Origin of the sequence: Plantactinospora sp. ZYX-F-223 (genome assembly GCF_039649625.1) — a bacterium.
Classification (GTDB): Bacteria; Actinomycetota; Actinomycetes; order Mycobacteriales; family Micromonosporaceae; genus Plantactinospora.
This window is the reverse complement of sequence record NZ_JBDJAV010000034.1, coordinates 24,364-50,118: the sequence shown is the minus strand read 5'-3', so window position 1 is coordinate 50,118 and position 25,755 is coordinate 24,364. Positions and strand designations below refer to the sequence as shown.

The window sequence follows — 25,755 nt, the reverse complement described above, 5'->3', positions numbered from 1 at the left end:
CTTCGCCAATCGCTAGCTGGGGAGACCTATGACGCCCGAGTCGTCGGCAACCGCGAGCCGGAGTTCCGGCCTCGCCATGCCGGTGCGCGGGCGGACCCGGGTTCCGGCCCGCCCCGCGGGGTGGTCCGGGCGGCGTGAGCCGGCCGACCTCGTCGTCGAACTGCTGGACCGGATCAGCCTCGCCGGCTGGACCGTGCAGCATCGGGCCGGGCGGACCCTGGTCGCTCCGGCGCTGCCGGCCAACCGGTTGCAGGGCTGGAAGCTGCACGTCTCGGCGACGCCGTCGAACGCGCCGGAGGTGCTCGCCGCCTGCATGCCGGTGCTGGTCGAGACCGGTACCGCGTTCGGCTTCGTCGGCACCGCGGCGGGGCTTGCCGAACTCAACGGTCCCCGGGCGCCACGGGCCGGAGCCGGAAAGTTCCTCACCGTCCACCCGGCGACCGACGAGCTCTTCCGGGAACTGGCGAAACGTCTGGACGAGGCGACGGTCGGCTACGTGGGGCCGGCGGTCCTCTCCGACCGGCCGTACCGGTCGGGCGGGGTGGTGCACTACCGGTACGGCGCCTTCGGCGGGGTCGGCGTGCTGGACAACGACGGCTGGTACCGCCGCTGTCTGGTCGACCCGGACGGCAACCTGGTCGAGGACCGGTGCGAGCCGGTCTTCCGGCCACCGGCCTGGGTCGAGCTGCCGTTCGACTCGTCGCCGGAACGACCGGCCCCGGCGCTGCCCGGGTCGCCGGTGTGGCCGACCGGCCCGACCGGGCCGGGCTGGTCGGTCGCGTCGATGCAGGTCTTGGGGACGTCTACCGCCGATCCGGTCATCGGCTCGGCGGGGACGGCCGGGTCCGTGGGGGGCGGACCGGGGGGCCCGGCCGGGCCCGGGGTACCGGCTCGGTCGGGGGGCTCGACCGAGGCGGAGGGCCCGGCCGGGTCGGGGGGACCTGGGCGGTCGGGGGAATCCGCGCGGTGGAGGGGACCTGTGCGGCCGGGGGGATCCGCGCGGTCCGGGGGAGCCGCGCGGCCGGGGGGACCTGCCGGGTCGGGGGACCCGGTCGGGCCGGCGGGGGCGGCCGGGTCAACGGGGGCGGTCGGGTCGACGGGGACGTGGGGGCCCGTCGACCCGACCGGACCGGCCGAGGTGCTGATCGGCGGCAGGTACGCGGTCACCGGGGCGATCCGGCAGGCGAACAAGGGCGGCGTCTACCGGGCCCGGGACCTGCGTACCGGTGCCACGGTCCTGATCAAGGAGGCCCGGCCGTACGTCGGCACCGACGCGTACGACCGGGACGTCCGGGACCTGCTCGGGCACGAGGCGCGGGTGTTGCGACACCTGCTCCCGCTCGGCGTGACGCCCCGGCCACTGCGCGAGTTCGTGCAGGGTAATCACCGGTTCCTCGTCGAGGAACTGCTGCCGGGGCGGCCACTGAGTGCCGACGTGCCGGACCTTCCAGTGGTCGGTCCGGACCGGCGCGCCTGGCCGCACCTGCTCGGTCGGCTGGCCCGGCTGGTCGGGGCGGTGCACCCGGTCGGGGTGGTGCTCCGGGACCTGGCGCCGGAGAACGTGCTGCTGTTGCCGGACGGGGAACTCCGGCTGGTCGACCTGGAATTGGCCGCGTTACGCACCGGGGGAGCGGACGACTGGTCGTACCTCGACCTGCGGTACTCCGGCGCGGCCGGGTTCGTCGCGCCGGAGCAGTGGCGGGACGCTGCACCGGACCCGGCGGCCGACCTGTTCAGCCTCGGCGTGCTGGCGCTGTGGCTGGCCGGGCGGGTCTCCCCGGCCGGCATCGACGTGGCAGGCGTCGGGCTCGTCGCGACCGGCACCGCCGGGTACGACGTGGCGGGCGCCGACGTGACAGGCGCCCGCTCGCCCGCCGGGTCCGCCGGGCCGCCGGTGCGGTCGGTGGAGGAGTGGGTGGCGGCGCTGCTGGAGCCGTCCTTCGACGGGCCACCGGTTCCGGTACCGTTGCGCCGGATCACCACCGGCCTGCTGCGCACGGAGCCCGCCGAGCGGATCGGGCTGGACGAGGTGGTCGGGCTCTGCGCCGAGGCGTCCGACGAGTGCGGTGGACGGCGGGGCACCGCAGCGGGGACCGCCGCCCGCCGACCGGACGGGCCCGCCAGCTCGGGCGCCGGATCCAGCCCCAGGTCCCAGCACAGCGCCGGTCCCAGTTCCGGCCTCGGCTCCGGCCCAGGAGCCGGACCCGACACCGGGACCGGCCCCCGGCTCGGCCCGAGGACCGGTCCCGACCTCGGGACCGGCACCGATTCTGAGATCGGCACCGGTGCTGGGGGCGGCACTGGTCTCGGTGCGGAGGCCCTGACCCCTCCCGGGGAGTTGCTGCCGGAGGCGGTGGCCACGCTGCCGGAGCCGGCCTGGTGGGGCCTGGTCGAGGAGAGCGTCCTCCGACTACACCCGGCACCGGATCCACTGTCCGGTCTCGACTTCGGGGTCCGGCCGGGCGCCCGGTCGACCCCGCATGCCCGGCTGGCTGGTGTCGGCTGGCCCGGCTGGAGGCCGGGGCCGAGCCGGGCGGGTCCCGGGTCCGACCGGCAGCTCGCCCCGAACCAGGGAAGGGCCGGCCTCGCCCGGTCGGTCGCGGCGCTGGCCCGGCTGGTTGCCGACGGGCAGGCGGCCGGCGAATCCGCTCGACCGGCCGGCGCGGCACCGGTGCTGGACCTCCTGCTGGACCGGCTGCTGCACTCGCTCGACGGCGAACCGCACCGGCTGCCCGGACTCTCCGCCGGATCCGCCGCGGCCGTCTGGGCGCTCTGTGACGCCGGGCGGCTGCTCGGCCGGCCGTACCTGGTGGACCGGGCCGTGGAGCTGGCGCTCCGGTTGCCGGTGCGCTGGCCGGAGCCGGGGCTCGGGTACGGTCTCGCCGGGCTCGGCACCGGCCTGCTACACCTCTGGCGGCACACCTATCTGCCCGCGCTGCGGGACCGGATCACGGCGGTTGCCGGGCACCTGCTCGACGCCGCCGAGCCGGGCGGCGCGATGGTGTGGACGGTCGACCCGTCCTTCGACTCGGTACGCGCCGGACTGCGGTCGTACGGCCTCGAGCACGGCACCGCCGGAATCGGCGCGTTCCTGCTCGCCACCGGAGAGTTGCTCGGTCGGCGGGACCTGACCGCCGCCGCGATCCGCTGCGCGGAGACCCTGCTGGATGCCGCCGAGTCTGTCGGCGGGACGGTGCGCTGGTCGAGCCCGTCCGTCGGCACCTGGCCCGAGTGGCCGGGCTGCCCCGACGACCCGGCCGGGATCGGCTCCTTCCTGTGCCGCACGTACCTCCACACCGGCGATGCCCGTCACCGGGACGCGGCGGTGGCCGCTGCCCGGGTGGTCGTCACGAGCCGATGGACCCGGCATCGTGGCGGCGGGATCGGCGCGTACCCGGCCGGGGGCGGTGTGCTCGTGCCCGGGGTCGGCTCGTCGGGGCCGGCCGGTGACGGGGAGTTCCTGCTCGACCTGGCCCGGGCCACCGGCGACGCCCGGTACGCCGGCTGGGCCGAGACCCTCGCCGCGAGGTGGTGGGCGACCGGCGCCGGCCCGGCCGGGGAGGCCGGTCGGCCGGAGCGGCCGGGTTGCACCGATCCCGATCCGGCCGGCCGACTCGCCTTCCTGCTCCGGCTCCGCCTCGGCGGTTCGCGGCTGTTCCACCCTGACCCGTCCGTGCAGTCGGGGTACCACCGGACGGACCGGCCCGTCGTCACCCCGGCCGCAATAGCCGGGATCGGAGCCTCGCGGACCCGAGCAGGTCGACCCGTCGCGCCCTGTGCCGGCGGCCCCGCCTGCCGGTGTTCCCGATGGCCTCAGCGGTGACCGCCGGAGCCTTGGCGGTCAGACGACCGGTCGAGGTGTGTCCGGTCACTCGCCCCGGGACAGGGCGGGATCCGGCGGACGGACCACCTGGCCCGGGAACACCACTACGACTTCTGGCGGTCGCTGGGCTGACGCCCGGCGCGGTGCCGGAAGGCCACCGGCCGGCCGGCGTGGCGGCGGCTCGGGCTGGTCGGCGGGGCAGAGGATCGGGATCGCCCGGGGTGCGACCCCGATCCGTCGGATCACCCCGCGCAGCGTTCCCGTCCTCCGGAGCGGAGCCGGCTCGTCGGTGCCGTACCGGACCCCGACGCGCTCGCGCTCGCCGGCCGGGTGCGCCGCCGGACCGGGGCGCTGCCCGGCCAGCCACTGGACGGTCGCACAGGCGGCCGCCCGGTCCGGATCACCCAGCTCGTCGAAGAGCCGCCGGGCGGTCCGGGCCGCCGTCCAGGCCGCGGCGGATTCGGCCCGGGAGAGCAGCAGCAGGGCGGTGCCGAGCGACAGCAGGGCCTGCGCGCGGTCGGCAGCACCGCGACCGCGCAGCGCGGCGCGCCCGTGCTCGACGGCGCGCTGCCACAGCTCGGTGAGCCCGCGCTGGTGCAGGAAGTTGGTCGGTGCCACGGCGAGCCGCCAGGCCAGCTCGGTGTCGCCGAGTGCGGTGGCGTGCTCGGCCCCGCCGACCACCAGGTGCCGTTCGGCGCCGAGCCAGCCGAGCGGGTCGGCGTCGACGGCACGCAGAAGTTCGTCGTCCGGGCCGAAGCCCTCCGGCAGGCCGAGCGCGCCGGCCGGGAAGACCTGGTCGGGCACCTGTCGGTCGGCGCGCAGCGCCAGGTCCAGCAGGCACCAGTACGCCCGGCGGTGCGCCGTCGCCCGGGTCGGCGGTGGATCGTCGAGGCCGACCCGCTCCCCGGCGTACAGCCGGACCAGTTCGGGCATCCGGTAGCGGGGCAGCCCGGTGCGGCGGTCCGGTACGGGATGTACCAGCCCGGCGTCGGTCAGGTCGGCGAGAGCCTGCTCGGCCGTGCTCCGATCGGTGTCCAGCAGCGGGACGGCGAGCCAGCCGGGGAACTCCGCCACCGGAAGTGTGCCGAGGCGCCGGAGCAGGGTCGCCGGGTACGCCGCCAGCCGCTGGTACGCCCCGGCCAGCCCTTGCCGTACGTCCCGGTCGCCGTCAGCGAGCCGGTCGAGCCGGCGCGTACCGTCGGCGAGCCGTTCGACGGCCTGGGCCAGCGACCGGTCGGCCCGGACCGCGAGTCGGCTTCCGGTGATCCGGATCGCCGACGGCAGCCGGTCACAGAGGTGGACCAGCCGGTGCGCGGCCGGTAGCTCGCCGGCCAGCCGTTCCGGCAGCATGCCGGTGAGCAGCCGGACCGCCGGCTCGACCGGCAGCGCGTCGAGGGCGACCGGGTGGGCGCCGTCCAGCCCGGCCAGCGGGCGCCGGGCGGTGACCAGCGTCGCCGAGGCCGGCCCGGTGGGCAGCAGCGGGCGTACCTGGGCCTCGTCGACGGCACCGTCGAGCAGCACCAGGATCCGCCGTCGCGCCACCACCGACCGGTAGCGGTCACGCCGCTCGGTACGCCCGACCGGAACCGAGCCCTCGGGTACGCCCAGCGCGCGCAGGAACGCGCCGAGCACCTCGTACAGGTCCACCGGTATGCCCTGGTCGTCGACGAGTTCGGCGTACAGGCAGCCGTCCGGGTGAGCGGGGCCGACGTCCCAGCCGGCCCGGACCGCCAGTGCCGTCTTGCCGATGCCGGGCAGGCCGGAGAGGACCACCACGGCCGGTCCGGTCCGGCCGGTGCCGTCACCGAGGGCGCGTCGGATCCGGGTCAGCTCCGCCTCGCGCCCGACGAAGTCGGCCACCGCGGGCGGCAGTTGCCATGGTGTGGCCGGCAGCTCCCCGTCCGGCTGGCCGACCGCCGCCGCACCGCGCGGGTACGTCCCGGTGACGGATGACCCGGGGATCGGCGGCGCGGTGCCGGGGCGGGTGGCGGCGACGATTGCGGCGGCCACGGGTGGTACGGGCCGGGGTGGGAGGATACCGGGCGGGCCGGATGTGTCGCCGGTGCAGCCGGCGGGCTGGCCGGTCGTACCGTCCCGGCCGCTGGGCCGACGACGGGCCGGGCCACCCGGTTGCCCGCCAGGCCGTCGACCAGGCATCCCGCCCGGCCGGCGGTTCGGTCGTCCGGCCAGCCGACGCCGGGCCGGTGGCCCGCCCGGTCGCCGGCCCGGCCGGTTCGGCTCGGCGCCGACCGGGTCGACGACGGTAGCTGGCGGATCTCCCGGGGCCGCCTGCGCACCGACCGGCACCGTTGCCGGCGCCGGCTCGCTGCTCGGGCCGGCCTGCGACACCGCCCGGGTGGACGCGTCGGGGGCCGTGGCCGGGAGGTCGAGCGCGGGATCGCGGTTGAGGATCCGGCGGTGCAGCGCCGCCAGCCGCGGGCAGGGCTCGATGCCGACCTCGTCGGCGAGCCGCTGCCGGAATTCCTGGTAGGCCGCCAGCGCCTCGGTCACCCGGCCGGAGCGGTAGAGCGCGAGCACCAGATTCTCCCGGAAGCGCTCGTTGAACGGATCGGTGGCGGCCAGCCCGACCAGCTCGGTGACCAGGTCGGCATGCCGGCCGAGGGCGAGTTCGAGTTCGATGCAGCGGGCCCGGACCGCGGCCCGCCGCTCGGCGAGCAGGGTGCCCGCCGTCCCGACCAGGTGGCCGGGCACGCCGGCCAGCGCGGGCCCACGCCACAGGTCCAGCGCGGACCTGAACCACCCGACGGCCTCGGCGGGCCGGCCGGTCGAGGCCGCCCGCTCCGCCTCGGCGACGTGCTGCTCGAACAGCAGCGCGTCGACCTCGTGGCTCGTCGCGGCGAGGCGGTAGCCGGCGGTCTCGGTGAACACCACCGGTCGCTCCACACCTGCCCGGGCGAGCAGCCGGCGCAGTTGGGACACCACGATGCGCAGTTGGGCGCGGGCCGTCGGCGGCGCGTGCCAGCCCCACACCGCCTCGACCAGCCGCTCGGTCGGCACCGTCCGGTTGGCCTCCAGCAGCAGTGTCGCGAGCAGGGTCGAGACCCGGGCGCTCCGGATCCGGAGTGGAGCACCGGCAACCTCGACCGACAGGGGACCCAGGATTCTGAACCGCATACTTTGTCTCCGCCGCGTCGCCGCGCGACAGCCGTACGGCTGCCTGGGGCCGAGCCTTGTGCAATGCCCGGGGCCGAACCAGGGACAGCTGACCCGACGGCTCGGGAGGATCGCCCGACACGCCGGGCCATGCCCGGGCCGCCGGCCGACGGGTGAACCCCGCAACCTGGCCAGCGCGGCGGGTCCGCCCGCCGCTCACCTCCGGGACGACGGACCGCGAGAGGGAGGTGGCGAGGTTCAGTTGAGGATCAGATTGACCAGTACGGTCAGCGCGATCGAGCCGAGTACGGAGATCAGGATCATCAGCAGGCAGCCCAGTCCACCGCCGAGCGGGCGGACCTCGACGCGGCCGAATCGCATCCGATCAGAGCTCCCGGAGCCGGGGCAGCAGCTCGCGCTCGGCCCAGTCCAGGAACATCGGCTGGCTGTCGACGCCGACCTGCACGAACGAAACGTCGGTGAAACCGGCGTCGACGTACTTCCGGAACGCCTCGACGTGCGAGTCCAGCTCCGGTCCGCAGGGTACGAGTTCCGCGATGTCCTCGGGGCGGATGGCCTCGCTGGCGCTGACGAAGGACTCCGGCCCGGGCAGCTCGGCCTTGACCGTCCAGTTCAGGGCGGCCCACCGCCACTGGTCGTGCACCGTCTTGCGGCAGTCGTCGGCGTCCGGCCCGTAGCAGACCGCCGCCTGCCCGTAACGGGGTTTGCCGGCGCCGCCGCGCTCGTCGTACATCCTGACCACGGCCGCGTCCGGGTTGTCGCAGACCAGCGCGTCGGCGTACTCGGCTGCCAGTTCGACCGAGTGCGGCCCGGAGGCCGCGAGGGCGATCGGGATGGGATTGGCGGGCCGGTCCCAGAGGTACGCCTCGGGCACCTCGAAGTGGTTGCCGGAATAGGAGAGGTTGTCGCCGTCGAGCAGCGGCCGGATGATCTGCAACGCCTCCTCCAGCATCTCGTGCCGCTGGTGCACGTACGGCCAGGCGCCCGCCACGTGCTCGTTGAGGTTCTCCCCGGCGCCGAGCGAGAGGGTGAACCGGCCGTCCGACATCACCCCGATCGTCGCCGCCTTCTGCGCGACCACCGCCGGGTGGTAGCGCCGGATCGGGCAGGTGATGTAGGTCATCAGCCTGACCCGGGAGGTGGCATGCGCGACCGCGCCGAGCACCGCCCAGGCGTAGGGGGAGTGGCCCTGCGAGGCGAGCCAGGGATAGTAGTGGTCGGAGATGACCAGGTAGTCGAAGCCGGCCTGTTCCGCCCGGACCGCCTGGTCGACGAGTTCCTTCGGTCCGGTCTGTTCACACATCAGCGTGTAGCCCACCCCGACCATGCCGGCCTCCTCCGTCGTCCGATTCTGGTTGTCTACCCCGCCTGGCGCCGGTAAACCCCCGTCGTCCAGGACGAAGGGGCAGTGACGTCCTTGACTATCTGTCACGCGCGGAGGTAAGTTCCCTTAACCGGTTAAGAATTGCCGGTGCATCATCCTTGTGGTGGGGATGACGGCGCCCGTGGCGGTCGGTCACCGCACCGCCCGGGCGCCGCCCGTCCGTTCGGTCCTTCCGCGGGGTCAACGCCCGTATTAACGTGTCCGACCATGGTGATCTCTCGACGGGTCGGTGCCGTGCTGGTGGCGGCGACCGTCACGCTCTCGCTCGGTGCCACCCCCGCGTCGGCCACCGGGCGCGGTCACGGCGGCGCCGGGACGCCGGGCGCTCCGGGTGCCGGCGACGGCTACTTCCCGAGCGCCGGCAACGGCGGGTACGACGTCCTCCACTACGGACTCGAGATCCGCTACGAGCCGACCAGCCGGGCTTTCGCCGGGATCGCCACGATCAGCGCCCGGGCCATCGAGCGGCTCTCCCGGTTCAACCTGGACCTGCGTGGCTTCGAGGTGCGTTCGGTGACCGTCGACGGCCGGTCGGCCCGGTACGACCGGGACGGCCAGGAGCTGCGGATCTCGCCGAAGTACGGCCTGTCCCGGGGCGAGCGGTTCACCGTGCGGGTCCGGTACGACGGCACCACCGGCCGGCCGACCGACATCGAGGGCGCGCTCTACGGCTGGGTCTCCACCCCGGACGGCTCCTTTGTGGCGAACGAGCCCGACGGCGCCCCGACCTGGTATCCGGTCAACGACCACCCGACCGACAAGGCCAGCTACGACTTCCGGATCACCGTACCGGCCGGCAAGACCGCGGTCGCCAACGGCGAACTTGTCGGGCAGCGGACCAGGAACGGCTGGACGACCTTCGTCTGGCGGGCCCGCGACCCGATGGCCAGCTACCTCTCCACCGCCTCGATCGGCGACTACGACCTGCGCCGCAGCACCGGCCCGGGTGGACTGCCGATCATCGACGCGGTCGACCGGGACCTCGGCCCGGACGCCGCCGACGGGCTGGTCCGGACCAGGGAGATGATCGAGTACTTTTCCGGCCTGTTCGGCCGGTACCCGTTCACGTCCTATGGGGCGATCGTCGACGACGATGAGGATGCCGGGTACGCACTGGAGACGCAGACCCGGCCGATCTACTCCGGACCGCCCGGCGAGGGTACGGTGGCGCACGAACTGGCCCACCAGTGGTACGGCAACAGCGTCAGCCCGGCCCGCTGGCAGGAGATCTGGCTGAACGAGGGGTTCGCCAGCTACGCCGAGTGGCTCTGGGAGGAGCACACCGGCGGGCGTACCGCGCAGGCCCGGTTCGACACCAACTACGCCCGGCCGGAGACGGCGAGCTTCTGGAACCCGCCGCCCGGTGATCCGGGCGCCACGAACCTCTTCGCCGGCTCGGTCTACACCAAGGGCGCGATGACGCTGCACGCGCTGCGTACGAAGATCGGCGATCGGGCCTTCTTCACCCTGCTCCGCACCTGGTACGCGGCGAACCGCGACGACACGGCGACCACCGCCGATCTCGTCCGGCTCGCCGAGAAGGTGAGCGGGCGGCAGCTCGACGCCTTCTTCCAGACCTGGCTCTACACCCCGGGCAAGCCCACCGCCTGGTGACCGGCTGTGCCGACCCCTCCGTCCGGCACCGGGCGGAGGGTTACTTAACCGGTTGCGTTAACCGGTTCATCGGCCTACCCTGATCCGTGCCGCCGCAGGGAGTCGGGCGGTAACTGTCGGGCTGCAGTTACCGATCCCCTCACTTCTGTCCCCGTCCCGGGGCCCTCCCTGAGGTAGGTCATGAAAAGACGAATCTTCGCCGTCGGATCGGCGCTGCTCGCGCTCGTCGCCGCCGCGGCCGTCTCGCTGTTCGTGGTGGCCCCGCCGGCACAGGCGGCGGCCGGCTTCACGGTCAGCGGCGGCCGGCTCATCGACGCCCGCGGCAACGAGTTCATCATGCGCGGCGTCAGCCACGCGCACACCTGGTACGCCAGCCAAACCGGTTCATTCGCCAACATCAAATCCCTGGGTGCGAACACCGTACGGGTGGTGCTGAGTAGCGGTGCCCGGTGGACCCAGAACGGCGCCGGCGACGTCGCCAACGTCATCTCGCTGTGCAAGGCCAACCGGCTGATCTGCGTACTGGAGGTGCACGACACCACCGGGTACGGCGAGGAGGGCGCGGCGATCACCCTCGACCAGGCGGTCAGCTACTGGATCAGCGTCCAGAGCGCGCTCGCCGGCCAGGAGAACTACGTCATCCTCAACATCGGCAACGAGCCGTTCGGCAACAACGAGAGCGTCAGCGCCACCTGGCCGACCGCCACCCGCAACGCGATCACCCGGCTGCGCAACGCCGGCTTCGACCACACCATCATGGTCGACGCGCCGATGTGGGGTCAGGACTGGCGCTTCATCATGCGGGACAACGCCCAGAGCGTCTTCAACTCCGACCCGGACCGCAACACCGTCTTCTCGATCCACATGTATGGCGTCTTCGACACCGCCGCCGAGATCACCGACTACCTCGGCCGGTTCCGCAGCGCCAACCTGCCGATCGTGGTGGGGGAGTTCGGGCACAACCACTCGGACGGCAACCCGGACGAGGACACCATCATGTCGTACGCCCAGCAGAACGGGATCGGCTACATCGGCTGGTCGTGGAGCGGCAACGGGGGCGGCGTCGAATACCTCGACATGGTGACCAACTTCAACCCGAGCCAGTTGACCTCGTGGGGGCAGCGGATCTTCAACGGGGCGAACGGGATCCGGCAGACCGCCCGGGAGGCGACCGTCTACAGCGGCGGCAACCCGACGACCCCGCCGACGACCCGGCCGCCGACGAGCACCCCGACCACCCGCCCGCCGACGACCACCCCGCCGGCCGGTACCCGGGGCTGCACCGCCACGTACGCCATCACCGGGCAGTGGCAGGGCGGCTTCCAGGGCGACGTCCGGGTCACCGCCGGCAGCGCCGCGATCAGCGGCTGGACCGTCACCTGGACCTTCGCCAACGGGCAGCAGGTCAACCAGTCGTGGAACGCGACCGTCACCAGCAGCGGGTCGACAGTGACCGCGCGGAACGTCTCGCACAACGGCAGCCTCGCCGCCGGGGCCAGTACCGCGTTCGGGTTCATCGGGACCTGGAACGGCACCAACAGCGCACCGGCGCTGAGCTGCACCGCCAGCTAGCCGCTCGGCTCCGGCGGTGGCCGGGTCCGCGGTGCGGACCCGGCCACCGCCCGGCGGGGGCATTCCCGGCTCAGACCGACACGCGCTGGAGCCGTTCGCAGACGATCGTCACGGTCTCCATCAGCACCTCGCCGGCACCCGCCCGCACCGCGCCGATCTCCAGCTTCGACGGCCACGCGTGCTCCAGGTGGTAGCGGGCCACCGGCGTGCCGTCGGTGGCGTACATGACCAGGGAGCCGTTCCGGGCGGCCCCGGGGTCGCCGGAGATCGCCAGCGCCTGCCAGCTCCACAATTCCAGCGAGCTGTTCTTGCCGCGTTTCAGGACCAGGGTCGCCGGCTTCGCCTTGCCGGGAAGTCTCCTCGTCCCGGCCTCCCGGCCGGTCGGCTCCGGCTCGGCCGGGAGCACCTCGCTGCTGATCCCGGAAAGCTCCGAGAAGGCCGCGATCTCGACGCCGTCAATCTGGAGCGAGTACCGTGCGGCGCTCAGCGCCTCATCGGGCTGTGCGGATTTCGGAATGATCGACATCGGCCTCTCCCGTCGGATGGTGGCACCGATGCCGGGTGACCGGCCGGGCTGGCGCGGTCACCGGCGGATGCAGGATACGCCGCAATCACGCGTCGTCCAGTCGGCAACTACTCAGCGCATCCGGTGCGCCCGGACCGGGACGGTCAGCTCCGGCCGGGCAGCCGGGGCAACACCTCGGTGGCCACCTCGGCGAGGATCGCCTCGTCCCCGGCGTACCAGCTCGACTCGCGGGGCCAGTGCGTGACGACGTCGGTGAAGCCCAGCTCGGCGGCCCGGCCGACGGCCTCGGTGAAGTGTCCGACACTCGACAGTGAGAAGACCGGCGCGGAGTCCAGCGAGAGATAGCGGTCCAGACTGCCGGGATCACGGCCGGCGGCGGCGAGGATGTCGTCCATCCGGCCGGCGAGGGCGGCGACGGATCGCCACCACGCCGCCAGGTCGTCGCCGTCCCGGACGCCGGTGGTCACCCAGCCCTGGCCGTACCGGGCGGCGAGCCGCAGCGAGCGTGGCCCGTTCGCGGCGACGACGAACGGCACCCGGGGCTGCTGGACGCAGCCGGGATTGCTCCGCGCGTCGACCGCCGCGTAGTAGTCGCCCCGCCAGCTCACCCCGTCCTCCCGGAGCAGCAGGTCGAGCAGTTCGGTGAACTCGGTGAACCGGTCGACCCGGAGCCGTGCCGAGAGCGTCTCCGCACCGAGTACGGCGGAGTCGAACCCGATCCCGCCGGCGCCGAGCCCGAGCAGCAGCCGGCCGTCCGAGACGTCGTCCAGCGCGGTGATCTGACGGGTGAAGTGCACCGGGTGCCGGAAGTTGGGCGAGGCGACCAGGGTGCCCAACCGGATCCGGGAGGTCACCATCGCGGCCGAGGTCAGCGTGCCCATCGCGTCGAACCACGGCCCGTCGACCAGATCACGCCAGCCGAGGTGGTCGTACGTCCAGGCGTGGTCGAAGCCCCACTCCTCGGCCTGGCGCCACCGGCGCTCGGCCACGGACCACCGCTGGTCGGGAAGGATCACGATGCCCACGCGCATGATCCCAGAGCTTACGTCCCCGCGCCGCCGCCCGGCCGCCCGCGTGGTGCGGCGGCACATCGGCGTGAACGGCAGGCGTCGGCGAGTCGAATTCGTGTCCGGGCAGGTCACCCGAACTGATGACGGGCGAACGCTCCCAGCCACCTCACAGCTACGGTGAATACTGTCACCGGAGTGGCGTGTTGATCCATCGTGGAAAATGCGCGCTGACACACCCGCGGCACCTATCCGCCGTAAACAGGAGTATCTCTATGGTCTTCAAGAAGATGTTGAGCGCCCTCGGCGTCGGCGGTCCGAGCGTGGACACCGTGCTGACGAACCCGAACACCCGGCCCGGCCTGGTGCTCGAGGGGCAGGTGAACCTGCGCGGCGGGGATTCCGCGGCCGACATCGAGCAGGTCACCGTCGCACTGGTCACCCGGGTCGAGATGGAGGCCGGGGACAGCGAGTACGCCGGCACCATGGAGTTCTACCGGCTCCCGGTCAGCGGTGCGATGCGCCTGGAAGCCAAGCAGGAAATCGCGATCCCGTTCCAGCTTCCGGTGCCCTGGGAGACCCCGATCACCGACGTCTACGGTCAACGGCTGCGCGGTATGACGATGGGGCTGCGTACCGAGCTGGCGGTCGCCCGGGCGGTGGACAAGGGCGACCTGGACGCCCTCGCGGTGCACCCGCTGCCGGTGCACGAGAAGATCCTGGAGGCGTTCGCCCAGCTCGGCTTCCAATTCAAGAGCGCGGACCTGGAGCGCGGGCACATCTACGGCGTACAGCAGACGCTGCCGTTCTACCAGGAGATCGAGTTCTTCGCCGCCCCGCAGTACGCGCACGCGATCCGTGAGGTCGAGCTGACCTTCGTCACCAGCCAGCACGGCGTGGACGTCATCATCGAGTGCGACAAGCGCGGCGGGATGTTCAGCGGGGGGCGCGACACCGTCGGCCGATACACCGCCGAGCATGCCGGGGTCGACCAGGTCGACTGGCGGCAGCGGGTCGAGGGCTGGCTGGCGCAGACGGTGCAGAGCTACGGCCGGCACGGCGGGATGGGACACCACGGACATCCCGGCAAGCAGGGGCACCACGGCGGGCATGGCATGGGCGGCATGGTCGCCGGTGCCGCGCTCGGCCTGGCCGGCGGCATGGTGGCCGGCGAGATGCTGGAGGACGCCTTCGAGGGCGACTTCGGCGACTTCGGCGAGTAGCAGGGAAGGCCGCGGTCCCCGCCGTGTCGGCGGGGACCGCGACCCCCCGTGGCAAGGTCTGCCACCGCTCAGGACACTCCGGCTACGTCGCGCGTTCGCAGGGCTGCCCCTACCGCCGCGGCGTGCCGGAGCATCGTCACCGTTTACCGTGTCGCCAGGCGTTACCCAGCTTCGCCAGACCACGGCTACCCAGGTAGGCGATGGTCATCAGGGTGATGAAGAACCAGGCCTGCTGCGCCCGGAACGGGTCGGTTCCGGTAGCGTCCGTGCCGACCAGGTCCGCCGCCAGCAAGGTGAAGCCGACCGCCGCCAGATAGATGTAGAACTCGGTACTCAACCAGGCGGGCTTGGTCTCGTTGCCAGGCCGCCGTACCGGCTCGTCCATCCGGCGCTGCATCTCCGACAGGGTCTGCTGTATCTGCTGGTTGGAGATGTTCTGGGCACCCATCTCCCGGGTCGGTGCCGACTGCATGTCCGTCACCTGCTGGCCCATCGGCTGCCTGGACGGGGTCTGCGTGCTCATCTTTTCCTCCTCGGATTCGATGAGATCTCTTCCGACCGCCCCCGGTTCACGGCGCGGCCGCGCCGGTGGCACCCGTTGGCTACCCGACCGGCCCTGCCACAAACAGCCGCTGACCAGCCACCTACCGGCCCAGAGCCGCCCCGGGGCGGCCGGTGGCGTTTGCCGACCCGGGCACCGGGGACACCCCGGACAACGACAACTCGGCGAGGTGGTGGACGTGCGCGGCGAGGACGAACGGCGGGAGTCGGCACGGCGGACCGAAGACCGGATGGGGCGCGGCAGGTACGGGCCCGGCGCGATGGAGGAGGTCACCCTCCCGGTCGACGAGGGGCGCGAGGCGCACGAACGCGACATCGAGGACCCGGCGGACCGGGCGCGGGATCCGGACGTACTGCGCAACGGCGGCCCGACCCGGAACCGGGGGGTGAGCACCACCACCGGTACCGACCGGCGGGCCGGACCGGCGAACGTACGCCGTCAACCCCGCCGACCGGGCGGAAAGGTGGCACCCACCACCACCGGGGACGCGACGACCGGCGGGACCAACCCGTCGGCGGCCGGGTCGACCAGCGACGCCTCCGGACAGGCGCGGCAGATCGGCAACTTCACCGACAAGTGAACCTTTTCAACCTCCCGTTGCGGTCCGGTGGTCCGCGAGGTCGGGCCCGCTGCGTGCGCGCCGCGCGGTCCAGGTTGAAAAAGGTTCACTGACCCGGCCGCCGCGCCCGGCTCAATCGACCCGGAGGATGCCCAGCCGCTGGGTCGCCCGGGTGAGCGCGACGTAGAGGTCGCTGCGCCCGCGGGGAGACTCGGCGACGATCCGGTCCGGGTCGACCACCAGGACCGAGTCGAACTCCAGCCCCTTGGCCTGGGCGACGGTCAGCAGCACCACCTGGCTGGTCAGCTCCGGATCGTCGCCGAGCGCCACCCCGGGCTCCGCCTCGGTGGCCGCCCGACCCAACTCGTCGACCAACCCGGCCGGCACGATCACCCCGACCCGGCCCGTACCCACACCGGCCGCCTCGGCCCGGATCGCCTCGACCAGCCGCCCGGCCAGCTCGGCGGCACGCACCCGGGAGTCCCAGGGCTGCTCGCCGGTGTCGCGTACCGCCCGGGGAGGGGTCAGCGTCGGGTCGATCTCGGCGAGCACCTTGGCGGCGACCGCCAGGATCTCGGACGGCGTGCGGTAGCTGACCGTCAGCTCCTCCAGCCGCCACCGGTCGCCGACGTACGGCGCCAGCACCGGCCACCAGGACGACGCGCCGGCCAGCGCCCCGGTCTGGGCGACATCGCCGACCAGGGTCATCGAGCGGCTCGGGCAGCGGCGCATCAGCACCCGCCAGGCCATCGGGGAGAGCTCCTGCGCCTCGTCCACGATCACGTGCCCGAAGGCCCAGCTCCGGTCCGCCGCCGCCCGCTCGGCGGTGCTCAACTGGTCCCCGTCGGTCTGCCGCTCGGCCAGCCGGTCGGCGACGAGCAGGTCGGTGACGTCCAGCATCCCGTCCTCGGCTTCGGGCTCGTCCTCGAAGTCGATCGACTTGGAACCCGCGGCGATCTCCAGCACGCCCTCGGCGTACTCGATCTCGGCCTGCCGCTGTCGGGCGGCGCGGGCCCGGGCCGCCCGGTCGTCCTCACCCAGCAGCTCCGCCGCCTCGTCCAGCAGCGGTACGTCGGCCGGGCTCCAGCCACCCCACGGCTCGCGCCGCAGCGCCGCCCGCTCGGCCTCGTCGAGGTTCCCCGCGGCGACCGAGAGCCGCTGCTCCGAGGCGAACAGCCCGGCCACCACCTGCTGCGGGGTGAGCACCGGCCAGAGCCAGTCCAGCACCGCCTGCACCTCGGGCTCGGCCTTCAGCTCGCGCCGGAACTCGGCGAGGTCGGCCTCGTCGAGCAGGTTCTCCCCGCCCAGCGGGTCGGCGCCGATCCGCTCGGCGAGCTGGTCGGCGAGGGCGTGGATGATCTCGATGTCGAAGAGCGGCCGGGCCAGGTTGTGCGGCCGGTCGGTGCGGCGGACCCGCTCCCGGGCGGTGGCGACGGTGGCCGGATCCAGCACCAGGCTGTCCCGCTCGATGTTGATCTCGATCGGCTCGTCCGGTACCCGCTGCCGGTCCCGGATCGCGGCGGCCAGCACCTCGACCATGTCGAGCCGGCCCTTGAGTTCGGCCACCTCCGCCGGCTCGGCGCGGGTCGCGGTGATCCCGGGGAAGAGTTCGCCGACGGTACGCAGCAGCACGCCGGTCTCGGCGAGCGTCGGCAGCACCTGCGAGATGTAACGCAGGAAGGTCGGGTTCGGGCCGACCAGCAGCACGCCCCGGGTGGAGAGGATCTGCCGGTGCGTGTAGAGCAGGTACGCCGCCCGGTGCAGCGCCACCGCCGTCTTCCCGGTGCCGGGGCCGCCCTGCACCACGAGCACCCCGTCGAGGTCGGCCCGGATCACCCGGTCCTGCTCGGCCTGGATGGTCCGGACGATGTCGGTCATCCGGCCGGTACGGCTGGCGTTGACCGCCGCCAGCAGCGCCGCCTCGCCGGTCAACCCGCCCCGGTCGCCGGCCTGCCCGGCGGTGTTCAGGTCCAGCACCTCGTCGTCGAGGCCGACCACGTCGCGGTCCCGGGTCCGGATGTGCCGGCGCCGGCGTACCCCGTCCGGGGCGGCCGCGGTGGCGAGATAGAACGGTCGGGCCGCCGGAGCGCGCCAGTCCAGTAGCACCGGTTCGTAATCGCCGTCGCCGTCGAATATGCCGATCCGGCCGATGTAGCGGCGGGTACCGTCGTCGAGGTCCAGCCGACCGAAACAGAGGCCCTGCTCGACCGCGCCGAGCCGGTCGATCTGCTCGGCGTACATCCGCACCGTGCCGTCACGCTGTGAGCGCTCCTGCTGGGTACCGCCCGCGTTGCGCAGCGCGGTGCGCAGTCGCCGGGTGGCCTGGGTACGCAGTTGGTCGAGGCGCCCGTAGAGCATGGAGACGTACCGCTGCTCGCCGGGAAGGTCGTCCTCGGCCGGCTCGGTGGGCCGGGGCAGGCTGCCCGGCACCGACCCGTCGGCGCGGGAGGGTGCGGCAGGTCCGATCGACTCGTCGACCGGCTCGTCGAGACGCTGGTCGGCCGAAACACCGGATTGCTTTGACAAACCGTCTCCCCATTGTTAGGCTTTGCGCAGGACGGCATTATGCCGTTCTTTTTTATTTCTGAACTGAGAAACGATAGCGCGTTTCTTCGCCGGCATCCATCAGCCGCACGATCCCGCGGTTACACCGGTCTTCGGCGGCGTCGTTCAGGCCGACGGGAGCCGATCGGGCGGCCCGAGGAGGCTGGCCGGGCGCCGGGCGCTCACGTGCTTGCGCTGGTCCGCGTCAACGCTCACGGCGCTGGTCCGCGTCAACGCACACGGCGCTGGTCCGGCGTCAACCGCTCACGGCGCTGGTCCGGCGTCAACCGCTCACGTCGCGTCCGCCGAACCGCGCCCAGGCTGCGGTGAGGAACACCACCGCGTACCCGGCCGCCGAGAGCAGGCCGGGGCGGAGCGCCTCGACCGCGACCGGATCCCGGAGCAGCTCGACGAAGGCCGGCCAGTGGTGGGTCAGCAGGTACGGGTGCAGCCAGTCGAGCTGCGGGATGCTGTCCAGGACGAAGCTGGTCACCGCGAGCATCGTGGTGGCGATCGTGGCACCCATCGGCTGCTCGGTGAGGGTGGAGACGAAGAGCCCGACCGCGCCCAGTGCGCAGAGCCCGACCGTCAGATAGGCACAGACGCCGAGCAGCCGCAGCAGCCCCTCGGCCAGGCTCACCTGGCTGCCGGAGAGCAGCGTTACCGGCCCGCCGCCGAACAGCACCAGCCCGGCGGCCAGGCCGACCGCCGCGACCAGCAGGGTCACCGTGGCCGCGAAGACGACGACGGCGCCGTACTTGACGGCGAGCAGCCGGGTACGCCCGACCGGTACGGTCAGCAGATAGCGCAGGGTGCCGAGGTTGGCCTCGCCGGCCACGCTGTCCCCGGAGATCGCCGCCACCGCGATCGGCAGGAACAGCCCGAGTTCCGCGCCGAGGGCGGCCAGCGCCACGAAGAACCCGTTCCCGCTGATCGCCGAGAAGAAGCCCGGATCGTGTCCGGCCTCGGTGGGACCGTCGGTGACCCGCATCGCGATCGCGATGATCAATGGTACGGCGGCCAGCGCCGCCATCCCGGCCTGGTTGCGCCGACGACCGAAGACCAGCCGCAGCTCGGAGCGGAAGAACCTGGCCCGGCCCGCGCGGCCGGAACGCCGGCCGCGTCGCCTCGTCCCGGCCGGGTCCGGCACCGTCGCGCCCTGCGCCGGGCGCGGGACGGCACCCGGGCCGGGCACCGGTCCGCCGCCCGCCCCGGACGGTGCGTCAACCGCTGACATCGAAGCCCTCCCCGGTCAGCGAGACGAAGAGTTCCTCCAGGTCCGGGGCGTCCACCGCGAAGCCGCGTACCGGTACGGCGGCGTGCACCAGGGCGGCCACCACCTTCTCCGGCGGCACCGGCCCGAGCACGGCGCTGACCTCCCGGGACGCCTCGGTGATCTCGGTGAGGCCCAGTTCCCGCAGCACCTGGGCGGCCGCGACCGGACGGTCGGTCGTCACCCGGGCCCGGGGCGTGGCCGCCGCCCGCAGTTCGGCCAGCGGTGCCTGGGCGACCAGCCGCCCCCGGTGCATCACACCGACGTCGGTGCAGACCTGCTCCACCTCGGCGAGCAGGTGGGTGGAGAGCAGCACGGTCGCGCCCTCGGCGGCCAGCGTGCCGACCAGCGCCCGGACCTCCCGGGTGCCCTGCGGGTCGAGTCCGTTGGTCGGTTCGTCCAGGATCAACAGGTCCCGCGGGACCAGCAGCGTCGCGGCCAGCGCCAACCGCTGCCGCATGCCCAGCGAGTACGCGCGGTAGCGCTTGCCGGCCGCCGCCGTCAGCCCCACCCGGTCCAGCGCGGCGCCGATCCGCGCGCTGGAGGTGTCCGGATCGGCGGTCCGGTCCGCCGCGTCCAGCCGGCGCAGGTTCTCGGTGCCCGACAGGTACGGGTGGAAGGCCGGTCCCTCCACCAGCGCGCCGATCCGGGGCAGTACCTCTGCCACCCCGTCGGGCATCGGCCGGCCGAGCAGCGTGTGCCCGCCCGAGGTCGGCCGGACCAGACCGAGCAGCATCCGGATGGTGGTGGTCTTGCCGGAGCCGTTCGGGCCGAGGAAGCCGTAGACGGCGCCGCGCGGAACCGCCAGGTCGACGGCGTCCACCGCGACCTGGCGGCCGAACCGCTTGGTCAGTCCCGCGCTCTGGACCGCTAACTCCGGCACCGGCCGGCCCCTCCGCTCCGGATCATCACGGTGCCGGAGGGGTGCCCTCGCCGCACGGCACCGGACGGGCGCCCTCCCGCCGTCACCGCGCCGGACGAGGGTGCCGTCCGGAAGCCGCTCACCTGGTGCTCTGCGCGACTTCGTAGAGCCGTTCCGGCTTCACCGCACCGACGAACACCCGGCCGTCGTCGGTGAGCAGGGCGGTGAAGAGCTTGCCGGTGACGAGCCGGCCGCTGCCCCACTCACCGCTCACCTCGGGCAGCCCGCCCAGCAGGCCCCGGAGCAGGTCGGCCTCCGTGCCGCCGGTCTCCGGCTCCGCGGTCCCGGCGAGCTGCGGAACCTTCGCGACCAGTACGCTGGTCCACCCGCTGCCGACCACCGTCGGCCGCTCCAGCCCGGCCGGTCGGCCCTCCGGCCGGCCCTCCGGACGGGTCGCCTCGGTCACCACCGCGCCGGGCGGCGGGTTGAAGACGAACTGGGCCGGGTCCGGGCGCTCGAAGTCGACCTGGGTGAACGCCACCTCGAAGGCCGGCTTGCTGGTGCCCTGCGGCACGACCTGGAAGCGCAGCGGCACGTGCTCGGCGGCGTCGATCGCGATCGTGATCTGGCCCACCAGCGAGGTGGCGTCACGGGGTTCGAGTACCAGTTCGTACGCGTCCCGCCCGGCGATCGAGGCTGACCGTCCGACGCTGACCCGGGTACTCGGATCCACGGCCGCCAACGCCTGCTCGGCGGCCTCCTGCGGGGTGGTCGGCAGGTGGTCGGGCCGGGCGGTCGGGCCGGAGCCGTCCAGGGTGGTGTGCTCGGCCTTGTTGGCCTGGCTGTCCCAGATCCAGACGTCCTTGCCGTTGCGGATCACATCGGTCTCGCCGAGCGTGCCGAGCAGCGCGACCCGGGCCTGGTCCGGGCCGGCGTGCCAGACCCGCAGGGTGTGCGTACCGGAGACCAGCGAGGTCAGCGCGGCGCTGCCTCGCCCGCCGATGCCGGGCAGGCTCGGCAGTCCGAGGTCGGCGCGCTTGATCACCGTGCCGGAGAGACCGTCCAGGCGGGCGGTCTGCAGGTCGACGAGGAGCTGGGCGGCACTGCGCTCGGGCAGGTTCGGCTCGGCGGCCGAGGCGAAGGTGCCGACCGCCGCACCTCCGCCGAGAATCGCCAGGGCCGCCCCGGTCGGGACCAGCCACCGCAGCGCGGGCCGGGATTGTAAAACCGACATGTTCGTACCTCCTGGTGTCCATCCTGCGCCCTCGGCGCTGTGAAACCACTGAGAACCGGTGTCGTCGTACCCGGCCGGGTGTGGTTGCCCGCGGTCGGGGATGGCACGCTTGTCCGGTGCGGTTGCTGGTGGTGGAGGACGAGGCCCGACTGGCCACGGCGTTGCAGCGCGGCCTCCAGGCCGAGGGCTTCGTCGTCGACGTGGCCGCTAGCGGGCCGGAAGGGCTCGACCTGGCCCGGCACGGCGGATACGACGCCATGATCCTGGACGTGATGCTGCCCGGGCTCTCCGGCTACCGGGTGGTGCGCCAGTTGCGGGCCGAGAGGCACTGGCTCCCCGTGCTCATGCTCTCCGCCAAGGACGGCGAGTACGACCAGGCCGACGGGCTGGACTGCGGGGCCGACGACTACCTGACCAAGCCCTTCTCCTACGTGGTGCTGCTGGCCCGGCTGCGTGCCCTGCTCCGCCGGGGCGCGCCGCGCCGCCCGGTGGTGCTGGTCGCCGGTGACCTGAGTCTGGACCCGGCCCGTCGCCGGGTCACCCGGGACGGGGTCGAGGTGGAACTGACCGCCCGGGAGTACGCCCTGCTGGAATACCTGCTCCGCCGGGCCGGCGAGGTGGTCTCCAAGACGGAACTGCTGGACCACGTATGGGACGCGAGTCTGCGTACCGCGCCGAACGCCGTCGAGGTCTACGTCGGCTACCTGCGCCGCAAGATCGGCCGGGACCGGTTGGAGACGATCCGGGGGGCCGGCTACCGGCTGGTGACATGACCCGGGCGGAGCGAGGTCACCGGAGGGCCGGGACCGGTGGGCCGCCGTGATCCGGCTCCGGGGGCGGTTCGGGCGGCGTGGCTGGCGGCGGCCGTGGCTGACGCTGAGCCTGCGGGCCCGACTCACCATCATCAGCGCGGCGGGTCTCGCCGCCGGTCTCGCCGTCGGCGGGCTGGTCCTGCTCGGCGCGCTCGGCTACGCGCTCCAGCGCACCGTCGACACCGAGGCGCTGAAGACCGCCGAGGCGGTGGCCCGGCTCGCCGGCCAGAACGCGCTGCCGGACCCGCTCCCGGTCGCCGGCGGCCAGGTACGCGTACAGGTGCTCGACGGGCAGGGCCGGATCCGGGCCGCGTCGATCGACGCCGACCGGCTGGTCCCGATGCTCTACCCCGACGAGCTGCGGCGGTTCCAGGCCGGGGAGCGGGACCGGTTCTACCTGCCCGGCCGCCGGCTCGGCCTGGACGGCCCGATCCGGGTGGTGGCGGTACCCGCCGGGCCGGCAGCCGACCCGCAGACGGTACTGGTGGCCAAGTCCACCGCGGACGTGCGGCACAGCGTGACCGTGGTCCGTACCATCCTGCTGATCAGCTTTCCGCTGCTCCTGGTCGCGCTGGCCGCGGTCGCCTGGCGGGTGATCGGCGCCACCCTGCGCCCGGTCGAGACGCTGCGGGCCGGCGCCGAGGAGATCACCGGCGGGGCCCGGCCGGGCAGGTTGCCGCTGCCCGCCTCGCACGACGAGATCCACCGGCTGGCGGTGACCCTGAACGGGATGCTGGGCCGGCTGGAGTCGGCCCGGGCCCGGCAGCGTGCCTTCGTGGCCGACGCCGCGCACGAGCTGCGCAGCCCGCTGGCCAACATGCGGACCCAGCTCGAGGTCGCGCAGCGGCTCGGCCCGGCGACGGAGTGGCCGGCGGTCGCCGACGACCTGCTCGCCGACACCCAGCGGCTCAGTCGGCTCGTCGACGACCTGCTGCTGCTCGCCCGCTTCGACGAGCCGGCCGCCCGGCCACCCCGGGCCGCCGAGCCGGTCGAGCTGGGGGAGTTGCTGACCGAGGTCGCGGAGCGGTATCCGGCGCCGCCGCTGCGGGTGGTGGCACCGAGATTTCCACTCTGGGTACTCGCCGAGCCGGACGCGCTGACCCGGATCCTGGGCAACCTGCTGGACAACGCGCTCCGGCACACCGCCAGCGAGGTGGTGCTGGAGGCCGGACCCGGCGGCTGGACCGGTCCGGCGTACCACCTGGTGACCGTGACCGACGACGGGCCGGGCATCCCGGCCGGGGACCGGGACCGGGTCTTCGACCGGTTCACCCGGCTGGACGACGCCCGGGCCCGGGACGCGGGCGGCGCCGGCCTCGGCCTGGCCATCGTCCGGGAACTGGTACGCCGCCAGGGCGGCACGGTGACCCTCGGCGACGCCGGGCCCGGACTGCGGGTCGAGGTACGCCTGCCGGCCGAGCGCCCGGTCCGGGACGGCCACGACGAGCGGGTACCGCCGCAGCCGGTGACCGCGGCTCAGCGCGCCGACGGCGACCTGCCGGGACGGTCGGTGCAGACCGGATCGGCCTCGCCGACGACGCTCTCGGAATAGACGACCGTGACCGAGAAGCAGTAGTTGCCCTGCGTCTCGAGGCCGTAGACCACGTAGCCGGTGGAGCCGGCCGGCAGTTCCTGGAACGGCCGGAGTTCCTGACCGGCCCGCCCGCCGGCCAGCACCACCGGACCCTTGGCACCGTTCGGATAGCTCCAGCCCAGCGTCACGCTGCTCCGGTTGTCGGCCAGGGTCACCGCGCCGGGCGGGGTGCCGGGGGAGGCGGGCGGCGGTGTGCGCGGCGGCGCGGCCGGAGCGCTGGTCGCCGGCCCGGGCGCCGGTGACTCCGGCTCGTCGTCCCCGGTCAGCCCGAACCCCAGCACCACGGCGGCGGTGCCGAGCAGGACCAGCACCACCAGGCCGGCGACGACCGCCGTCGGCAGCCGCCGGCCAGCCGGTGGCGGCCGGTGGATCCGCACCGGCAACCGGGACGACCGCCGCTCCGGCAGGTGCCGGACCTCGGGTACGCCCCCGGTGTCGCCGAGGTCGACGGCGTGACCGGCCGGGAGTTCCCGGTGCGGCCGCTCGGCGACCGGCGTGGAGCCGGAGCGGCTCTCCGGCCGCCACGGCTGGGCGGCGGCCGGTGCGGGGTGCCGCCCCGCCTCCGGGTCGTCGTCGCCGTCCGGCGTGCGGCGGGCCACGTCCGGCGGCCACCAGCCGTGCTCCGGATCACCGTCCGCGTCGCCGGCCGACCCGGCACCGGTGGCGAATCCGGATCCGGACCGGTTCGCCGCGTTCCGGGGCGGCGGGACCGGCGGCCCGGCCGGCGGCGGGGTGCCCCACCGGGGCGGTGGTTCGACGAGCGGTGCGGGCGGCAGCCGGGGCGGCGGCACCTGCGGGGTGTCGCTGCCGGCTCCGGCGGACGGGGGTGGCGGCGGGGGCGGAAAGCGCAGCGGTGGCAACTCGTCGCGGGGTGGCAGCTCGGCGTCCGGCGGGTGCTCCCCGCCGTCCGGAAACCCGGCAGACCCGTCCTGGTACGGCTGGTCGTGGTGCCCGGGCCGCTGACCGGGCGCGGCCGGATACGGCGACGCCGCTCCGAACGGCGGCGACGCCGGTCCGGCGGGCTGCGCCGGTGCGGCGGCGGGTGGCGGCGGTACCGCCGGGTACGCCGGTGCCGCGTGCTGCGCGGCGCCGTGCTGCGGATATTCGCCGTGCTGCGGACGGTGCGCGTGCTGTCCGTACCCGGCGTGCTCCGAGTGCTCGGCGTACGGTGCCGGCTCGGCGTGCCGGGGCTCGGGGCGCCACGGCTCGGCATACTCCGGCACGCCCGTCCGGCCGGTCGGCGCGTGCGGGTCGTCCTCGGGCTCCGGCCCGGAATCGGCGCAGACGTGATCGGGATCGGCCGCCGCCCGGGCGAGCGCCGCGACCTGGGCCGCCAGCGGATGGTCGGCCGGCAGGTGCTCCCGGCACAGCTCCCGGGCCAGGGCCAGGTGCTCGTGCGCCCGGGTGAAGAGTCCACAGTCGCGCTGCATGGCGCCCAGCCGGGCGAGCATCCGGATCCCGCCCGGGTGCCCGTCGCCGTAGACCTCCCGGTGCAGTTCCCAGGCGTCCTCCAGCCGGTTCCGGGCCAGCGTGCACTCGCCCTGGGCGTACTCGACGGTGGCCAGGTCGGCGTGTGCGGCGAGTACCCGCAACGACTCCGGGCCGTCGTTCGCGGTGAGTTCGATGATCACGTCCCGGTACAGCCGGGCGGCCCGGGCATGGCTGCCGACCCGGTGCAGTACGGCGGCGAGAGTGGCCGCGGTCGCCACGGTCCGTTGGTCGGCGGCGCCGTAGAGCCGGGTGGTCGCGGAGTAGGCGAACGCGGCCCAGCCCCGGGCGGCGTGCGGGTCGCCGAGCGCCACCAGCACCCGGGCCTGGAGGCTGGCCGCCTCGGCCAACTCGGCGGAGGCGTGTCCGGGGTTCGGGTCGGCGGCGTCCAGCGGCGGGCCGAGCAGGTTCCGGGCCCCGGCCAGGTCACCGGCTGCCACGAGCGCGTTCGCCTGCTGGGTGAGTTCACCGAAGCCGGAAGCCACGCCCCATCGTGCTCGCCCGGCGACGTTCAGTACAAGAGGGCAGGTGGAGGCAGTTTCG

At 73.9% G+C, this 25,755-nt stretch carries 18 protein-coding genes; 7 read left to right on the top strand and 11 right to left on the bottom strand.

What is annotated here, in order from left to right; all coding sequences use genetic code 11:
• Positions 1–28 precede the first annotated feature (28 nt).
• Positions 29–3,823 (top strand): lanthionine synthetase LanC family protein, encoded by a 3,795-nt coding sequence (locus AAH979_RS29645; protein ID WP_346261421.1) that lies wholly within the window; start codon positions 29–31, stop codon positions 3,821–3,823.
• 45 nt (positions 3,824–3,868) lie between these two features.
• Here AAH979_RS29645 and AAH979_RS29640 read toward each other — a convergent pair whose 3' ends face one another.
• The 3 genes from AAH979_RS29640 to AAH979_RS29630 all read right to left on the bottom strand — a co-directional run bounded on the left by AAH979_RS29640 (position 3,869) and on the right by AAH979_RS29630 (position 8,285).
• The gene (locus AAH979_RS29640; RefSeq protein WP_346261420.1) at positions 3,869–6,958 is read right to left on the bottom strand and encodes a BTAD domain-containing putative transcriptional regulator; all 3,090 of its coding nucleotides are present in this window, start codon (positions 6,956–6,958) and stop codon (positions 3,869–3,871) included.
• A 237-nt stretch (positions 6,959–7,195) separates the two neighbouring features.
• A complete protein-coding gene (locus AAH979_RS29635; RefSeq protein ID WP_346261419.1) occupies positions 7,196–7,318 on the bottom strand; it encodes a hypothetical protein in 123 nt (40 codons plus the stop codon).
• 4 nt (positions 7,319–7,322) lie between these two features.
• Positions 7,323–8,285, bottom strand: a complete 963-nt coding sequence (locus tag AAH979_RS29630) for a TIGR03557 family F420-dependent LLM class oxidoreductase (protein WP_346261418.1) — start codon at positions 8,283–8,285, stop codon at positions 7,323–7,325.
• Between the two features lie 264 nt (positions 8,286–8,549).
• Here AAH979_RS29630 and AAH979_RS29625 point away from each other — a divergent pair, with 264 nt between their 5' ends.
• On the top strand, positions 8,550–9,956 hold the full coding sequence (locus AAH979_RS29625) for a M1 family metallopeptidase (RefSeq protein ID WP_346261417.1): 1,407 nt from the start codon (positions 8,550–8,552) through the stop codon (positions 9,954–9,956).
• Positions 9,957–10,136: 180 nt separating this feature from the next.
• Positions 10,137–11,528 carry a cellulase family glycosylhydrolase gene (locus AAH979_RS29620; RefSeq protein ID WP_346261416.1) on the top strand — a complete coding sequence of 464 codons (1,392 nt, stop codon included), beginning with the start codon at positions 10,137–10,139 and terminating at the stop codon, positions 11,526–11,528.
• Positions 11,529–11,598: 70 nt separating this feature from the next.
• Here AAH979_RS29620 and AAH979_RS29615 read toward each other — a convergent pair whose 3' ends face one another.
• Together AAH979_RS29615 and AAH979_RS29610 are read right to left on the bottom strand one after the other, a co-directional pair.
• Positions 11,599–12,054, bottom strand: coding sequence for a phage tail protein (locus tag AAH979_RS29615; RefSeq protein ID WP_346261415.1), 456 nt, complete (start codon positions 12,052–12,054; stop codon positions 11,599–11,601).
• Between the two features lie 143 nt (positions 12,055–12,197).
• The gene (locus AAH979_RS29610; protein WP_346261414.1) at positions 12,198–13,085 is read right to left on the bottom strand and encodes an LLM class flavin-dependent oxidoreductase; all 888 of its coding nucleotides are present in this window, start codon (positions 13,083–13,085) and stop codon (positions 12,198–12,200) included.
• Positions 13,086–13,336: 251 nt separating this feature from the next.
• Between AAH979_RS29610 and AAH979_RS29605 the strand changes: the two genes are divergently transcribed.
• On the top strand, positions 13,337–14,284 hold the full coding sequence (locus AAH979_RS29605) for a sporulation protein (RefSeq protein ID WP_346261413.1): 948 nt from the start codon (positions 13,337–13,339) through the stop codon (positions 14,282–14,284).
• A 136-nt stretch (positions 14,285–14,420) separates the two neighbouring features.
• Here AAH979_RS29605 and AAH979_RS29600 read toward each other — a convergent pair whose 3' ends face one another.
• Entirely contained in the window at positions 14,421–14,807 is a 387-nt protein-coding gene (locus AAH979_RS29600) for a hypothetical protein (RefSeq protein WP_346261412.1), read from the bottom strand.
• A gap of 217 nt (positions 14,808–15,024) precedes the next feature.
• On the opposite strand from AAH979_RS29600, the gene AAH979_RS29595 reads away from it, so the two are divergent.
• Entirely contained in the window at positions 15,025–15,426 is a 402-nt protein-coding gene (locus AAH979_RS29595) for a hypothetical protein (protein WP_346261411.1), read from the top strand.
• A 111-nt stretch (positions 15,427–15,537) separates the two neighbouring features.
• Here AAH979_RS29595 and AAH979_RS29590 read toward each other — a convergent pair whose 3' ends face one another.
• The 4 genes from AAH979_RS29590 to AAH979_RS29575 form a co-directional block, all read right to left on the bottom strand.
• The gene (locus tag AAH979_RS29590; RefSeq protein ID WP_346261468.1) at positions 15,538–17,763 is read right to left on the bottom strand and encodes an AAA family ATPase; all 2,226 of its coding nucleotides are present in this window, start codon (positions 17,761–17,763) and stop codon (positions 15,538–15,540) included.
• 469 nt (positions 17,764–18,232) lie between these two features.
• Positions 18,233–19,186, bottom strand: a complete 954-nt coding sequence (locus AAH979_RS29585) for an ABC transporter permease (RefSeq protein ID WP_346261410.1) — start codon at positions 19,184–19,186, stop codon at positions 18,233–18,235.
• The gene (locus tag AAH979_RS29580) at positions 19,173–20,105 is read right to left on the bottom strand and encodes an ATP-binding cassette domain-containing protein (RefSeq protein WP_346261409.1); all 933 of its coding nucleotides are present in this window, start codon (positions 20,103–20,105) and stop codon (positions 19,173–19,175) included. The genes AAH979_RS29585 and AAH979_RS29580 overlap by 14 nt, the downstream gene beginning before the upstream one ends.
• A 118-nt stretch (positions 20,106–20,223) precedes the next feature.
• Positions 20,224–21,318 (bottom strand): sigma-E factor regulatory protein RseB domain-containing protein, encoded by a 1,095-nt coding sequence (locus AAH979_RS29575; protein WP_346261408.1) that lies wholly within the window; start codon positions 21,316–21,318, stop codon positions 20,224–20,226.
• Between the two features lie 116 nt (positions 21,319–21,434).
• On the opposite strand from AAH979_RS29575, the gene AAH979_RS29570 reads away from it, so the two are divergent.
• Both AAH979_RS29570 and AAH979_RS29565 read left to right on the top strand, forming a co-directional pair.
• The gene (locus AAH979_RS29570) at positions 21,435–22,091 is read left to right on the top strand and encodes a response regulator transcription factor (RefSeq protein ID WP_346261407.1); all 657 of its coding nucleotides are present in this window, start codon (positions 21,435–21,437) and stop codon (positions 22,089–22,091) included.
• Between the two features lie 97 nt (positions 22,092–22,188).
• Positions 22,189–23,682 carry a HAMP domain-containing sensor histidine kinase gene (locus tag AAH979_RS29565; protein WP_346261467.1) on the top strand — a complete coding sequence of 498 codons (1,494 nt, stop codon included), beginning with the start codon at positions 22,189–22,191 and terminating at the stop codon, positions 23,680–23,682.
• On the opposite strand, the gene AAH979_RS29560 is transcribed toward AAH979_RS29565, so the two are convergent.
• Complete coding sequence (locus AAH979_RS29560) at positions 23,607–25,697, bottom strand: tetratricopeptide repeat protein (protein WP_346261406.1); 2,091 nt, start codon at positions 25,695–25,697, stop codon at positions 23,607–23,609. The genes AAH979_RS29565 and AAH979_RS29560 overlap by 76 nt on opposite strands.
• Positions 25,698–25,755 lie beyond the last annotated feature (58 nt).